Source organism: Xanthomonas sp. WHRI 7064 (genome assembly GCF_040202355.2).
In the GTDB taxonomy this organism is placed as follows: Bacteria; Pseudomonadota; Gammaproteobacteria; order Xanthomonadales; family Xanthomonadaceae; genus Xanthomonas; species Xanthomonas arboricola.
In genome coordinates this window covers 932,461-946,783 of record NZ_CP167821.1, presented here as the reverse complement: position 1 = coordinate 946,783, position 14,323 = coordinate 932,461, and the positions used below count along the sequence as shown (strand labels likewise).

The window sequence follows — 14,323 nt, the reverse complement described above, 5'->3', positions numbered from 1 at the left end:
ACAGCGTTGCCCTCAATGCGTGCTGCAGAACAAAGCTGTGCGCACTGGCAATGCACTCGCTCACCCAGCATCACAGCATGTCCCACTGCATCGACAGGTAGTAGCTGCGGCCGGTGACCCCGGTCATCTGCCAACGGCTGGCGATGTCCTTATAGGCCTCCTCGGTGCGGTTGGTGAGATTCAGGCCACCGAGCTGGAAGCTCAGCCTGTCGTTGACCTGGTAGCCGAGCACTGCATCCAGCTGGGTGCGCGCCTTCATGGTGTGGCCTTCGCGCGCGAAGAAGCTGTCGCTGCTGTCCTGTTCGTACTCGCTGCGATGGTTGAGCGAAACGCGCGCCGAATAATGCGCGCTCTCCCAGTACGCGGTGGCGTTCCAGGTCTGCTCGGACAGGTTGCGGATCTGGAAATCGGTATCGCGCTGCGGAATCACCCGGGTGAAGTTGGTGGTTACCCCGAAGCCGTCGATCGGCAGCCAGGCATCCAGCGATTGCGTCCAGCCCAGTTCGTAACCGCGGATCTTGACCTTGCTCGGGTCGTTGGTGGTGGCGGTGATCTCGTAGATATCGCCGCCACTGTCCACGCAGTCGCCGGCCGCGTTGCTGGACAGCGCAGTGCCGTTGAAGGCGGCCGGGCAAACGATGCTGTTGAAGGTGCCGTTCTTGATGTTCTTCCAGAAGCCGGCCACGGTCAGCGCGCCGCCGTTGCCGTAGTACCACTCCAGGCTCAGGTCGGCCTGGTCGGCGGTCAGTGCCTTCAGATCGGTCTGGCCCTGGGTGACGACATAGGTGGTGGTGCCGCCGGTATTGGTGCCGGTGGAGATGGTCGAGGCGATGGCGGTATTGCTGTCCAGGATCGGCCGCACCAGTACCTTGGCGGCGGCAAAGCGCAGCAGCAGGTCGTCGCGCATGTCCAGCACCAGATTCAGGCTGGGCAACCAGTTGGAATACTCGTACGGCGCACGCGCGGTGCCGATCACCACATTGGCATCGTCGCTGGCGGCCTGCGCCTGGGTCAGGTAGATGTCGGTGGTGCGCTTGGTGTTTTCGTAGCGCAGGCCGAGGTTGCCGCGCAGACGCATGCTGCCGATGTCGGTATCGATGCGCGCCATCGCATAGGCCGAGGAAATGTCGTTCTCGATGCTGTAGCTGCTCTGCGGTGCGAACAGCACCGGCACGCTGATGCCGGCCGCCGCCAGCGAGCGCGCGTAGGCCGCGATGTCCGGGGTGACCCAGCTGTCCTGCGAGGCCAGCTGCCCGTCGAGGAAGTTGCTGACCGTGCTGTTGGCGGCCGACAGCTCCGGGAACATGTCGAAACCCGACACCGCACCGGTCCTGAGCAGATACAGAAAGTCGCGCCGACGCACGTCGCGCTCGAAGGTTTCGCGGCGGTACTTGGCACCGAAGCGCACCGCATTCAACGCACCCAGCTCCAGATACCGTTCGGCATCCAGCTGCAGCGACCACTCCTTGTTGCTGAGCGACTGGATGGAGCCGTTGGGATACTCGCTACGCACAAGATTGCGCTTGTCCCAGGCGCTGGCATCGGTGGCGTCGGCATCGGTGGTCAGCGAGATCGCGTCGGGATTGGAGGTATCCAGCAGCGTCGCCGAGGGGATCCGGCCCAGGATCGCGGCACGTTCGTTCTCGTCGGTCTTGCCCTGCGTGTAATTGGCCGCGCCACTGAGCGTCCAGGCATCGCCCTTCCATTTGAAGTCGTAGGTGAGCAACTGGGTGGACAGATCGTGTTGTTCGATCTGGCGGTTGTTCTCCAGCCAGTAGTCCGATGCCGACACCTGCGTGGCGGTCAGGCCGTTGGTCTGCAGCACCGTCAGCGGGCTGCGCTCGAACGAGTACACCAGCTGGTTCATGTCGTTGGCGGTCTTGTCCTGCGAATACAGCGCAGTGAGGTTCATCTCCAGCCGGTCGTTGGGCTTCCACTGCAGGCCGCCATTGAACATCTTGCGCGTGGTCTCGCGCTCGATCGAGCGATAGCGCGGGCGACGCGGGATGTACAAGGTGCCGGCGTCGGTGTCCTGCGTGTACCAGCGGTCGATCCACAGATAATCGGCGCGGTCCTTGAGCTTCTGGTAGCCGGCACTGAGGAACACGCCCAGATCGCCGCCGCCGAACTTGAACTGGTCGATATAGGTCAGCACGCCCTTGGGCGTGGGCGAGCCACCGGCGAACTCCGCATATTGGGTCTTGGCCGAGAACAGCAGCTTGGTCTGCTGGTAGTCCAGCGGTTTGGTGGTGTTGATGTTGACCGCGCCGGACAGGCCACCGGCATCCATGTCCGCGGACGGCGACTTGATCACCTCGATCCCGGCGGCCACTTCCGGCTGGATGATGTCGTAGCGGAACCCGTCGGTGAAGTCGGCGCTCTTGATCACCTGGCCGTTGATGGTGGTGGCCGAATACTGCGGGCCCAGACCACGCACGCTGATGGTGGAGCCGCGCCCGTTGATGGTGGAGATCTGCACGCCGGGGATGCGCTGGATCGCCTCGGCGATGTTCTCGGCAGGAAACTTGCCGATGTCCTGTGCGGAGATGCCATCGGTCATGCGCACGTCGTCGCGCTTGTTGTCCATCGCGGTGATCAGGCTCTTCTGGTAGGAGCTGGTGACCTTGACGGTATCGAGCTGGGAGATCTGCGCCGATGCCGGCGGCGGTGATTGTTGCGTCTGCGCACTGGCACCGCAGGCAAGCAGCGACAGCGCGATGGCGACGGACAGCGAGGAGGGCGAACAACAACGCAACGAGGCACGCGGGACAGGTGACATGGGAGATCCTGAGGTGGAATGGCTGGACGACGACGCGGCTGGCATTCCGATCGATCAGCAAAGACAGATCACGACGCTGGGCAACCCACCCACACGCGCACAGGCCACCAGTTCCGGACGTGCGGAACCGCCTGCGATCTGTTGTCTGCTAGCACCCCGTACGGCCCCCCGTGGGTGCCGATGCCGCCTCCCTCCCAGGACGGACATCGCATGCCATTGCTGATCAACGGCCCTGACTGGCAAATACCAATTCAGTGGATTTGATTCTTATGGTCTTTAAAAGATCCTGTCAACAGTCACTGCCGAAAGTGTTTGAAGGCCGGCTGCGAACGCGCCTAAGCCCTGCTTTTCAAGACCTTCGACGGTGCACAAAGGATCATTCGGGTGCGCAGCGGGCATCGTTGTCACAGGACCAGTCACTGACCAATCCCTTGCAACCAGACCAATTCCGGCGGGTCCGGAATGTGCATACCGCAGCGCACGCATTGCGAGCTGCATCACAGCCGATCACCGCACGCTCCCGCGTGCTCTGGGCCGCATCTCTGCCGTATCAACGCGGCCCGTCGACTGCTGCAATGACTGCTAGCGGCGCAACGACGACAACGTTGTCAACGGATCAATGAACTGTGCCTTCGCAGCGGCCAAGATGAAGACACCAGCCTCCAGGCATGCACGCTAATGGTGCAGGCGACAGATTTCTCGCCGCGCCGCGCGTAACAGCAGTCCTAGCGCAATTGCCCCTGATCGATGCGCAACAAGCTGCGCTCCGGGGTGGCGGCAAAGCCCAGCAACTGCAGGCCCACGCCCAACACTGCGTCCTGCCCCGGATCGATGCGTGACTGCAATTGCCAACGCCCATCGCGCCACACTTGCAGCTGTGCATCGGCCTGCACGCCGGCAGGCAGCGGTGCATCGGGCAGCAGGCTCAGCACGGCGCTGTCGTCCACGCACCGCGGCTGCCCGGACAAGCGCAACGGCGGCAGACCGGGCAGCTCGCCCGCCCCGCTCGCCAGCAGTTGCAGGCCGACCCGGCCACCTGCCTGCACGCAACCGGTGGCATCGAACAGCAGATCCACCTGCTGCAGCTCCACCGCCAGATCGATCAAGGCCATGCCCGCCGGCTGGCGCAACAGCAGCTGGCCCTGCGCATCGCCGATACCGTGTTGCGCGCCATCCACCAGTAGCAGTTGCAGCTGCGGGGCCTGCAGGTGCACCAGGCGCTGCCCACGCAATAGCGGCCAAATGCGCGGCCGCACCATGACATCGCCAAAGGCGATGCCTTGCCATTGCACCTGCCGCAAGGTGCCGGCCCATACCGGCCCCTCCACGTCCAGCGCCGAGAACGGCAAGCCCTCGCGTGGCAACACCAGGCGCAGGGGCAGCCATGCCAGCAGCGCAACGCCCACCATCAACAGGAAGACCAGGATCCAACGCAGGCACGTCACGGTGCAGGCTCCGCAAACCCGCAGCGTACCCGCAGTTGGCCCTGGTCGCGCACGATGCTCAGCTGCGTCGGCGCCAGGCCGTGCGCCTGGCGCAGCCGCTCCAGCCAGCCGAACAAGCTGGCGGCGCTGACCGCATCGATCTGCACGTCCACCCCGCCCGCTGCGTTGCGCTGTTGGGCGGTGATGCCGACGCCGCCATCGCGTGCGCTGCTTGCGATGAGCTCGTTCAGTGCCGCCGTACCAGGTGCAGCGGTACGCCTGCTCGCCGATGCCTGCGCAGATGCATCCAGCACCAGCTGCGCCGCAGCGGCATAGCGCGCCTGCGCCTGGGCACGCCAGTGCCGCAACGGGGTGTAGAGCGCATACCAGGCGACGAACGCGGCCACGGCGGCGCACATCACGCCCAGCATCAGCCGCTCGCGCGGCGCACGCGTCTGCCACCACTGCGTGCCGCGTTGCACAGGTGCAGTCATCGCAATGGCTCCAGTGCGAACGGCGTCCGCAGGCGATCGTCCTCGCCCTGGCTGCTGCCGGGCTGCAGTTGCCACCCCTCCCCGGCCAGCCGCGTGGACAACTGTTGCAGGCTGGTGCCATCGGCGTGCAGCAGGGTGCCGCGCAGCGGCTGTGTGGCGTGATAGTCGAGCCGATCCAGTTCCGCCGCCGGCATGGCATCGATCGCTGCGAACAAGTCGCCGAGCTGCATGGCCAGGCGATCGGCCGCCACCCCCGTGTGCCGGCGTGCCTGCAGCGCGGCCGGCACCGCCGCCGCATCGCGCACGCCCAACTGCGCGGCGGCGCGCGATTGCAGCAGGCGCGCGCCGATTTCGTAGCGCAGTGTCTGTGCCAGCAACAGCACCAGCGGCGACAGCAGCACCAACGCAGCCAGCGCCGCAAGACGGCGCGCACTGACCGTGCGCGCAGCGGCCGGCCGCGCAGCGAACGCGTGTTGCAGCAGGTTGATCGGTGCGCGCGTGGCGCCTTGCACAAGGCAGGCAATGGCGTGCGCGGTGTCCTGCGCTGGCGGCTGTGCCGGCGCGCGCGCGCCCAGCAGCATGCGCGCGGCCTCCGGCTCCAGGCTGCAGGCCAGGCCTGCGCCACGGATCAGCCAGCGACCGTCCCAGTCCACCACTGCCGCCGCAGCGTCCGCGCCGGGCTCCAGCAACAGGCAATCGGGCACCACCGCATCGGGGACAACGCTCAGCTGCGCTGCGCGCGCCAACCACTGCTGCATCGTTGCGCCATCCACCGCAGCGACCAAGCGCGTGCCATCGGCCTCGTTGCGATCGGCGATCACCACATGCAGGGCCGGCGTCTCCACAGCCAGATGTTCGGCCAGTTGCAGGCGCGCAGCCGCGACCGACTGCGCGATGCTGCGGCCGGGCAGGCTCAGCCAGCGCAGATGCACATCCACGCCCGGCACCACCAGCACGCTGCGCGCGGACGGTTCGTACGGCGCGCTGGCCACACGCTGCGACAGCACCTGGCCATGCGCGTCCACACGCACGGCGATCGCCTGCGCGGTGGCATCGGCGGGCAGCAACAGCAAGGTAGTACTCATTCGTCGGAACTCCATTGGCGCGCCACCAGCCGCACGCGACCGGCAGGATCCTGCTGCAGCAAGGCGTCCAGCACGACCTGCGCGCCGGCATGGTCGACCTGGCTGTAGAGGGAAAAATAACGGGTGCGTAATTCGATCTGTTCCAGCACTGCATTGGAAAGCTCGGCCTGGATCAGCGCAGGCTGGCTCAGGAAGGTCCTGGCGTCGCGCCATCCGCCGGCCGGCCGCGCGGCGATGACGCGGCGCGCGGCCGGCAATTCCAGGGCGCCTTCGGTCAGCGCCACCAGCACCGGCGCATCCTGCAGACGCAACGTATTGATGTTGACCGGCGACAGCCGCGCCTCCGGCAATGCGCACACATGCGGCCGCAACTGCGCGATCACCTGCGGCGTGTAGCCGGCAATGGCACGCAGCTCGCTGACGCCCGCCAGCAGGGTCGCCCCGCTGCGCAACGGCACTGCCGATTGCAGGTAGCGATCGTCTTCCGCGCCCTGCGCACCGGGCTGGCTATCGCTGTCGATCCAGTCCACCAGCGCATCGGTCAGCGCCTGCGCCTGTTGCGGTGCGATGCCCAGCACTTCCAGCAAGGCGCGGTACTGCGCTGCGCCGTCGTCGCTGCGCTGCCATTGCTCGGGCGCACCGGCGACCACGCTGTTGAGATTGAAGCAGCCGCCGCGGTCGCGCAGCCGCACGCTCACTGCGCCGTCGTCCAGCGGGAAGGTCACCGGTTGATCGTTCCAGCCACCCTCCAGCGTGGTACGCATCGGATCGCGCCTGGCCAGTGCCTGCAGGCGTTGCCGGGCGATGGTTTCGGTGCCCAGCGCATACCACTGCGCCTGCGTCATCGCCTCGCCATTGCCGCTGCGGCGCAGGCCAAAGCGCAGATCGTCCAGCACTGCGACCATCAGCAACGTCATCACCGCCACCAGCAACAGCACCGTCAGCAGTGCGACGCCGCGTTGCCCGGCCTGTGCGTTCAAGGCCTTCATCCGCGCCCCTCTGGCAGCAGGAACAACTGGCGCACGCGGCCCCATTGCTCCAGGTCCAGCTCCAGCGAGATCGCATCCGGCAACGCGTCGAGCCCGCCGCTCCAGCCATCGCTCCACTGCGCGCGATAATGGAACCCGACCACCGCCGATCGCACCCCACGCAATACCACCTGCGGCGTACCGGCAACTGCACCGTCGAGTGCGGGGCGTGCACTGCGCTCCAGGCGCCCATCGACCACGCGGTATTCCACGTATTGCAGCGACGCGCGCGGCGCCTGATCCGGATTGCTCCAGCCGCGTCGCACAAAACCGAACAGCGGCCCCGGCACACCGGGCGGGCTGGCGACGAACGCGGTGCGTGCAGCGCCGCCCTCGCTGTTGCGCGTGCGCCGCACTGCGGCCTGCTGCAGGTCGCTGCGCAGCAGGCCATGTGCAAGCTGGAACTCGCGGACCTGCTGCAAACGTGCACGCACCGCATCGCGCTGGTCGATGCTCTGGCGCATCACCACCACCGCGGCGACCGCCACCAGCGCGAACACCGCCAGGGCGACCAGCAGCTCGATCAAGGTAAAGCCCGGGCTGCCACGGCTGCCCGCTGCGCTGCGAGGTGTGCGGATCATTCGGTGCTCCGCAGGACACTTACGCTGGCGATTTCCTGCGCCTGCGCTGCGGCACGCACCTGCACCTGGATGCGCACGATGCCGGTACTGCCGGCCGGCATCGACGTACGCTGCCAGTCCCAGCTGCGTCCGCCCAGCATTTCCTGCCCGTTCGCCGGCGCCACTGCTGCGGCGGTGGGCGCCAGCATCGCGTCGATCGCCTGATTCTCGGCAACCACCGCAGCCAGGGCGCGCTCTTCCAGCACCACCGCGGTACGCGTGCTTTCGCCGGACAGGTTCAGCAGGCCAACCACGGCCATGCCGAAGATCGCCAGCGCGACCATCAGTTCGAGCAGCGAAAATCCGGCGCAGGCATCGGGCTTACCGCAGGGGCGCATCGACCCGCACCACGCCGGCGGCGTCCACCACCACCTGCAGCTGCTGCTGGCCGTCGGCCAGCGCGATGCGTTGCGGCGTGGCCGCACCGGTGGGATCGAAGCGCACGCTCAACTGCGTCCCGCCCACCGGCAACTGCGTCTGCACGCCGGCAGGCCAGCGCATCGCGGCGAACGGTTTTTCATCCAGCGGCACCCAGCGTTGCTGCGCCTGGCGGCGGAACCTGTAGCCACCTGCATCCACGGTCACCTCGACCATGCGCAGGCTCAGGATGGCTTCGTCGCGTGCATGCAGCAGGGCACTGGCCAATGCATCGGCCTGGTCGTGCAGGTCGCGTCGCGTATCGGGCAAGGTCAGCACCACCAGCGTACTGGCCAGTGCGGTGATCACCAGGACGGCGAGCAGTTCGAGCAGGGTGAAGCCGCGCGCCTGCGCCCGCGACGCACATGCCGATGCTTGTCTTGCGATGGCCGTTTGCGCGAACACTGTTGCAACTCAGCGCCAGTTGCCGATATCGGCATTGTCGGCGTCGCCGCCTTCGGCACCATCGGCACCAAAGGAGTAGACGTCGAAGCCACCACTGCGGCCCGGGCGGCGGTATTGATATGCGTGACCCCACGGATCTTCCGGCAGGCGGCGGATATAGCCGCCCTGGCGATAGCGCTCGGGCCGGGTCAATCCGCTCGGCGCATTGAGCAGGGCCTGCAGGCCCTGTTCGGTGCTCGGGTAGCTGAGGTTGTCCAGGCGATAGGTCTCCAGCGCCTGCTCCAGCACCGCCACGTCGGCACGCGCCTTCTCGACCATGGCGCGGTCCTGGCTGGGCATCACATTGATCATCACCACCGTGGCCAGCAGGCCGATGATGACGATGACAACCATCAACTCGACCAGGGTGAAGCCGCGCAGGCGCGCGCGCGCAGTGAGCGAGCCAGGACGTGCGCGAGAATGGATGGACTGCATGAGGATCTCCAGGGATAAGCGTCCGCGCTCAACCAAGCGCGAGGGTGTTGAATTGCAGGATGGGCAGCAGGATCGACAGCACGATCACCGCCACCACGCCGCCGAGCAGCACGATGATGGCCGGCTCCAGCAGGCTCATCGCCGCGGTGGTGAAGGACGCGAACTCGCGCTCCAGATAATCGGCGGCGCGCTCCAGCATCGGCGCCAGGCGCCCGCTGTTTTCGCCGCTGGAGGCCATGTACAGCAGCGTCGGTGGAAACACGCCGGCGCGCTTCATCGCCGCGGCCAGGCTGCCGCCCTCGCGGATTGCCGTGACCATGTTGTCGGTGGCCAGCCGCAAGGCGCGGTTGTCGACGGTGCGCGCGGCGATCATCAGGCCTTCCATCAGCGGCAGCCCGCTGTTGACCATGATCGCCAGCGTGCGCGCCATGCGTGCGGCGTGCAGGTCGCGGATCAACCGGCCGAGCAAGGGCGCGCGTAGCACCGCACGGTCGGCCGCCAGGCGTAACTCCGGGCGCCTGAGCAGGCGCAGCGCTGCGATCACCGCAATGATCAGGGCCACCAGCAACGGAATGCCTGCATGCAGCAGGAAATTCGACACGCCGATCACCGCGCGCGTCAGCCATGGCAATGCGCGGCCCATCGAATCGAACTGGTCCACCACCTTGGGCACCACGAAGGTCATCAGCATGATGACCACCGCACCGGCGGTCAGGGCCAACGCCGCCGGATACACCAGCGCAGACTGCAGCTTGCTGCGCACCTGCGCCTGCCGCTCCAGCAGGTCGGCCAGGCGCTCCAGCACCTGCGGCAGCGCCCCGGCACTCTCGCCCGCGGCCACCATCGCGCGGTACAGCGGCGGAAACGCAGTGCCCTGGCGCGCCATCGCATCGGACAGGCGGAAGCCCTCGACCACCAGCCCGTGCGTCTGGCCGGTGACCCGGCGCACGCCGCGCCGCTCGGATTGCGTGCCGATGGTGCGCAGCGCTTCTTCCAGCGGCGCGGTTTCCACCAGCGTGGCGAGTTGACGGGTGAACAGCACCAGATCCTTGCCACTGAAACGCGCCGGACGCACGCTGCTGGCCGCCACCGCCGCCTCCACGCGTACCGGCACCCACTGCCGCTGCTCCAGTTGCGCACGCGCATTCTGTGCGTTGTCTGCAGTGATCACGCCCTGGCGGCTGTGCCCATGCAGGTCGAGCACGGTGTAGTCAAACCGTGGCATGCGCATCGTCCTGCTGGCGGGTCACCCGCAGCGCTTCTTCCAGCGTAGTGAGGCCTTGCAGCACCGCCGCGCGCGCGGCATCGCCCAGTCGCGCTGAACGTGCGAAGGCCGCTGCAGCCAGGGCATCCTCGTCGGCGTTGTCGCCGATCAGGCGGCGCATCGCATCGTCCACCGCGATGGCTTCGTAGATGCCCACGCGCCCGGCATAACCGCTGTGGTGGCAGGCCGCGCAGCCCACGGCGGCGTAGATGGTTGCATCGTCGGGCGCCTGCAACATCTGCCGCGTGCTGGCATCCAGCGGGCGCGGTGCGCGGCACTGCCTGCACAGGCGACGGACCAGGCGCTGCGCCAGAATCAGCCGCAGGCTCGACGCGAGCAGGAACGGTTCGATGCCCATGTCGCGCAGCCGCGTGACTGCGCCCACCGCATCGTTGGTGTGCACGGTGGACAGCACCAGGTGGCCGGTGAGGCTGGCCTGCACGGCGATTTGCGCGGTCTCGGCGTCGCGGATCTCGCCGATCATCACCACGTCCGGATCCTGGCGCAGGATGGCGCGCAAGCCGGCCGCGAAGGTCATGCCGACACGTGCGTTGACCTGGGTCTGGCCGACGCCGTCGATGGCGTATTCCACCGGGTCCTCCACCGTGAGGATGTTGCGCGAGCCATCGTTGAGCAGGCTCAGCGCCGCATACAGCGTGGTGGTCTTGCCCGAGCCGGTCGGCCCGGTCACCAGCACGATGCCGTTGGGCACCTGCAGGGCGCGCTGCACGGTGTGCATCACCGCCGGCGGCATGCCGAGCTGGGCCAGCGACAAGGTGCCCTGCTCCTTGTCCAGGATGCGCAGCACCACCCGCTCGCTGCTGCGCGTCGGCAGCGTGGACACGCGCACGTCCAGCGCCTTGGCGCCCATAACCAGCGACACGCGGCCATCCTGCGGGATGCGTTTTTCGGCGATATCCAGCCGCGCCATCACCTTGACCCGCGACACCAGCAACGGCGCGATGCGTCCGGGCAAGGTGGCCGCCTCGCGCATCACCCCATCCACGCGCAGGCGCACGCGCAGTCGCGATTCGTAGGATTCCAGATGTACGTCCGAGGCGCCCAGGCGGGCGGCCTCGGCGATGATGCCGTTGATCAGGCGGATGATCGGCGCATCGTCCTGGCTGTCGAGCAGATCGGCGGTGGGGATATCGTCGATCAACGAATCCAGGCTGCCGTGCAGGTCCAGCGCCTCGACCTGCACGCCCTGCTCCATGCCCGCATCGGCGTAGATCTCCGACACATGCCGGTCGAACACCGACGGCGCCAGCGTGCGCACCTGCAACGGCATGCCCAGCGCACGCCGCAGCTCGATCAGCGCCTGCACATCGCCACCTTCGCGCAGGCCGATCTGCGCGGCGCTGTCGCTGCCGAGCAGCACCACGCCATGGCGCTTGGCGAACGCGTAGGAAATGCTGGCGCGCGCGGTATTCATCGCATCAGCGCTGCGCGGGACGCGCGCCGGACGCAGGCGTTGTTGCCGGCGCAGGCACGGCCGACGACGGCGCGGCCGGCAGCTGCGGCGGCTGCGCGCGCAGGTAGTCGCGCACCAACGCATCGAGCGCGGCTTCCGGGTCGCCATCGGCCAACTGGCGATCGCGCAGATAGGTGTAGCGCGGCGCGGTCATGCGCTGCGCATCGGCCGCGTCGCGGATGATGGTCGGGCGGATGAACACCATCAGATTGGTCTTGTCGCGATTGCGCGACTTGTGCCGGAACAGCGCGCCCAGCCCGGGCACATCGCCCAGCAGCGGCACCTTCTCCACGGTCTGCCGGTCGTTCTGGTCGAGCAGGCCGCCGAGCGCGACGATGGCGCCGTTTTCCACCACCACGCGGGTTTCGATCTGGCGCTTGTTGAACACCAGCTCCGACGACTGCGCGCTGACCGGCCCGGCAATCGCCGAGACTTCCTGCTTGATCGCCAGGGTGATGCCGCCGGCGGTATTGATCTGCGGGCGCACTTCCAGCTCCACGCCCACGTCCTGGCGCTGGATGGTGCGGAACGGGTTGTCGTTGGCCGCGCCCAGCACTTCGCCGGTGGTGATCGGCACTTCCTGCCCGACCAGGATGCGCGCCTGCTCGTTGTCCAGGGTCATGATCGACGGGGTCGACAACAGGTTGGAGCCGGTGTCGCTCTTGACCGCATCGATGATCATGCCGAACACCGCATCATTGCTCTGGCCGGCCAGCCCGATCAGGCCGCCGCTCAGGCCCAGCAGCGATTGCGCGGCCACATTGCGCGCCTGTTCCAGCACCGAATCGTCGTCGCCGTTGTTGCTGCGCGTGCCGGCCGCCGCTGCGGCCAATGGCACGATGCCCGGCGAGGCGCCGCTGTACTGCGTGGCGATCAACGGCACCGTGCCATTGCGCCCTGCCAACAGCAGCTGCACACCCAGACGCTTGGCGGCGGTGTCGGAGATCTCCACCACGATCGCTTCGACCAGCACCTGCTCGCGATGCACGTCCAGCTGACGGATCACATCCATCAAGGCACGCTGGGTTTCCGGGTCGGCATTGATGATCAAGGCGTTGGAGCCGGGGTAGCGCACGATCACCGGGCGCTTGCCGGCGGCCGGTGTGATCACCCGCGTCTGTGCAGCGCCCGTAGCGCCGGCGGCCACATCCACCGCGTTGGAGCGCGTGTCCTGCCCGGGCTGTGCCTCGTTGCCCGGGGTCTGCCCGACCAGCTGCTGCAATACCGGCAGCAATTGCTCGGCGCTGGCGTGCTGCAGCCGCACCACGCTGACATCGCCGCGGCGTTCGGCGCGCCCGTCCAGATCCACCGCGGTGCGCACCACCCGCTGCACCAATGCAGGGTCGCCGCGCACGATCAGCGAATTGCTGCTTTCCACCGGCAGCACCGACAGCACGTTGCTGCGCTCGCCCGCCTGCCCGAACAGCGAGGTCAGCGTGCGCGCCAGTTCCTGCGCAGAGCTATTGCGCAAGCTCACCGTGTCGATCGCCGCGCGGTCGGTGTCGATCTGCGCGACCAGGCCGCGCACCCGGCGCAGGTTATCGGCGTAGTCGGCAATCAACAGGCTGTTGCCCTGCGGCATCGCCATGATCACGCCGCCGCGCCCGATCAAGGGTTTGAGGATCTCCGCGGCGCTGCGCGCATCCACGCGTTGCAGGGTGAACACCTGCGTGGCGAATCCCAGGTTGCCGTTGGCGGCGCTGGCCGGCTGCTGTGCAGCGGTATCGTCGGGAATGATGCGGTAGGTCGACGGCCCGCTGGACACCGCGATCAAGCCATTGGCACGCAAGACCGCCAGCAGCATGCCGAGCAGATCCTGTTCCGACATCGCCTGCGCACGCGCCACATTGACCGTGCCCTGCACGCGCGTGTCCACGATGAAGGTGATGCCGGTGGCACGCGACACATCCTGGATAAAGGCGCGCAGGTCCACATCCTGCAGGCGCACGGCCGGCGCATCGGCGGCATGCAGCGACAGCATCGGCACCGCCGGCAGGGCGAGCAACAACGTGGCCGAAAACAGCCATCTGGGGCGGGCAGCAGTCATTGCGGGCGCTTCAAGGTCATGGTGTGGGTCTGGCCGTCGCGGCGGTAGGTCAGCGTGGCCGCCTGGCCATCGCGCAGTTCGTCCTGCAGCTCGCGCAGGTGTTCGGCATCGAGCGTGCGGCCATTGAGTTGGGTGAGCACATCGCCCGGCGCCAGGCCGGCCTGGCGCAGCAGCGCACCATCGCCGCGCGGCATCACGGTGAAGCCACTGCCGTCTTCGCTTGCACGCAGGCCGGCGGTGGTGAGCAGTTGTTGCGGGTCGACGGCCGCCGCCGTGGCCGTGCCAGCCGCAGTGCCGACATTCGACGTCACCGCAGGTGCAGCGCCCACCGCTGCGGGCGCGGCCGTTGCCGGCGATGTGGCCGCCGCAGACGCGGTGGATTCCACCAAGGCCAGACGTCGCACGCCGCTACGGGTACGCAGCAGCACGTGATCGCTCGCGATCGCCTGCACCGTCACGCCAGGCACAACGATATCGCCGATGCGATACGCACCTTGCTTGCCATCGCCACTGCTCAAGAACGCGGCTGCCTGCGTGCCACCTGCACGTACGCCATGCAATACGACGCCGTCGCTGCTGCTCTCGGGCACGCTGCGATAGAACACATCGCGGCGCAATGCGGGCACATCCGCACCAGCTGCCGTCGCTGCCTCGGCGGTGCCCAACGGCCCGATCGGGGTGATCACCACCCACACCACGCGCGCGCACTGCAGCGCGAGCAAGGCCAGCAGCACGCAGGCCAGTGCGCTGCGGCCGCGCGCCGACATCAGGGGTTTCAAGGAGGGCAAAGCGCGCTGCAAAGCGGACATCCG

13 protein-coding genes are annotated in these 14,323 nt (G+C 67.6%); all 13 read right to left on the bottom strand.

What is annotated here, in order from left to right:
* Positions 1 to 70: 70 nt before the first annotated feature.
* Entirely contained in the window at positions 71 to 2,779 is a 2,709-nt protein-coding gene (locus tag ABQY74_RS04045; protein ID WP_349794179.1) for a TonB-dependent receptor, read from the bottom strand.
* Positions 2,780 to 3,504: 725 nt separating this feature from the next.
* The gene (gene gspN, locus ABQY74_RS04040; RefSeq protein ID WP_372470088.1) at positions 3,505 to 4,188 is read right to left on the bottom strand and encodes a type II secretion system protein N; all 684 of its coding nucleotides are present in this window, start codon (positions 4,186 to 4,188) and stop codon (positions 3,505 to 3,507) included.
* A 32-nt stretch (positions 4,189 to 4,220) separates the two neighbouring features.
* The gene (gene gspM / locus ABQY74_RS04035) at positions 4,221 to 4,697 is read right to left on the bottom strand and encodes a type II secretion system protein GspM (RefSeq protein WP_349794177.1); all 477 of its coding nucleotides are present in this window, start codon (positions 4,695 to 4,697) and stop codon (positions 4,221 to 4,223) included.
* Positions 4,694 to 5,782: a type II secretion system protein GspL gene (gene gspL / locus ABQY74_RS04030; protein WP_349794175.1), complete on the bottom strand. Its 1,089-nt coding sequence runs from the start codon at positions 5,780 to 5,782 to the stop codon at positions 4,694 to 4,696. Before gspL ends, gspM begins: the two co-directional genes overlap by 4 nt.
* A complete protein-coding gene (gene gspK / locus ABQY74_RS04025) occupies positions 5,779 to 6,771 on the bottom strand; it encodes a type II secretion system minor pseudopilin GspK (RefSeq protein WP_349794173.1) in 993 nt (330 codons plus the stop codon). The genes gspL and gspK overlap by 4 nt, the downstream gene beginning before the upstream one ends.
* On the bottom strand, positions 6,768 to 7,391 hold the full coding sequence (gspJ, locus tag ABQY74_RS04020) for a type II secretion system minor pseudopilin GspJ (protein WP_349794171.1): 624 nt from the start codon (positions 7,389 to 7,391) through the stop codon (positions 6,768 to 6,770). Before gspJ ends, gspK begins: the two co-directional genes overlap by 4 nt.
* Positions 7,388 to 7,768: a type II secretion system minor pseudopilin GspI gene (gene gspI / locus ABQY74_RS04015; RefSeq protein WP_349794169.1), complete on the bottom strand. Its 381-nt coding sequence runs from the start codon at positions 7,766 to 7,768 to the stop codon at positions 7,388 to 7,390. Before gspI ends, gspJ begins: the two co-directional genes overlap by 4 nt.
* Complete coding sequence (locus ABQY74_RS04010; protein ID WP_102583469.1) at positions 7,752 to 8,234, bottom strand: GspH/FimT family pseudopilin; 483 nt, start codon at positions 8,232 to 8,234, stop codon at positions 7,752 to 7,754. Before ABQY74_RS04010 ends, gspI begins: the two co-directional genes overlap by 17 nt.
* Before the next feature lie 27 nt (positions 8,235 to 8,261).
* The gene (gspG, locus tag ABQY74_RS04005) at positions 8,262 to 8,726 is read right to left on the bottom strand and encodes a type II secretion system major pseudopilin GspG (RefSeq protein ID WP_065050019.1); all 465 of its coding nucleotides are present in this window, start codon (positions 8,724 to 8,726) and stop codon (positions 8,262 to 8,264) included.
* 28 nt (positions 8,727 to 8,754) lie between these two features.
* Entirely contained in the window at positions 8,755 to 9,951 is a 1,197-nt protein-coding gene (gspF, locus tag ABQY74_RS04000) for a type II secretion system inner membrane protein GspF (RefSeq protein WP_349794167.1), read from the bottom strand.
* A complete protein-coding gene (gspE, locus tag ABQY74_RS03995) occupies positions 9,938 to 11,479 on the bottom strand; it encodes a type II secretion system ATPase GspE (RefSeq protein WP_349794239.1) in 1,542 nt (513 codons plus the stop codon). Before gspE ends, gspF begins: the two co-directional genes overlap by 14 nt.
* Positions 11,430 to 13,511, bottom strand: a complete 2,082-nt coding sequence (gspD, locus tag ABQY74_RS03990; RefSeq protein ID WP_349794165.1) for a type II secretion system secretin GspD — start codon at positions 13,509 to 13,511, stop codon at positions 11,430 to 11,432. Before gspD ends, gspE begins: the two co-directional genes overlap by 50 nt.
* A complete protein-coding gene (locus ABQY74_RS03985; protein WP_349794163.1) occupies positions 13,508 to 14,320 on the bottom strand; it encodes a type II secretion system protein N in 813 nt (270 codons plus the stop codon). The genes gspD and ABQY74_RS03985 overlap by 4 nt, the downstream gene beginning before the upstream one ends.
* Between the last annotated feature and the right edge of the window lie 3 nt (positions 14,321 to 14,323).

What these genes read in the sequence shown, in the direction of transcription:
- ABQY74_RS04045 (WP_349794179.1), bottom strand. Translation starts at nt 2,779, where the DNA reads ATGTCACCTGTCCCGCGTGCCTCGTTGCGTTGTTGTTCGCCCTCCTCG.
- gspN (WP_372470088.1), bottom strand. Translation starts at nt 4,188, where the DNA reads ATGGTGGGCGTTGCGCTGCTGGCATGGCTGCCCCTGCGCCTGGTGTTG.
- gspM (WP_349794177.1), bottom strand. Translation starts at nt 4,697, where the DNA reads ATGACTGCACCTGTGCAACGCGGCACGCAGTGGTGGCAGACGCGTGCG.
- gspL (WP_349794175.1), bottom strand. Translation starts at nt 5,782, where the DNA reads ATGAGTACTACCTTGCTGTTGCTGCCCGCCGATGCCACCGCGCAGGCG.
- gspK (WP_349794173.1), bottom strand. Translation starts at nt 6,771, where the DNA reads ATGAAGGCCTTGAACGCACAGGCCGGGCAACGCGGCGTCGCACTGCTG.
- gspJ (WP_349794171.1), bottom strand. Translation starts at nt 7,391, where the DNA reads ATGATCCGCACACCTCGCAGCGCAGCGGGCAGCCGTGGCAGCCCGGGC.
- gspI (WP_349794169.1), bottom strand. Translation starts at nt 7,768, where the DNA reads ATGCGCCCCTGCGGTAAGCCCGATGCCTGCGCCGGATTTTCGCTGCTC.
- gspG (WP_065050019.1), bottom strand. Translation starts at nt 8,726, where the DNA reads ATGCAGTCCATCCATTCTCGCGCACGTCCTGGCTCGCTCACTGCGCGC.
- gspF (WP_349794167.1), bottom strand. Translation starts at nt 9,951, where the DNA reads ATGCCACGGTTTGACTACACCGTGCTCGACCTGCATGGGCACAGCCGC.
- gspD (WP_349794165.1), bottom strand. Translation starts at nt 13,511, where the DNA reads ATGACTGCTGCCCGCCCCAGATGGCTGTTTTCGGCCACGTTGTTGCTC.
- ABQY74_RS03985 (WP_349794163.1), bottom strand. Translation starts at nt 14,320, where the DNA reads ATGTCCGCTTTGCAGCGCGCTTTGCCCTCCTTGAAACCCCTGATGTCG.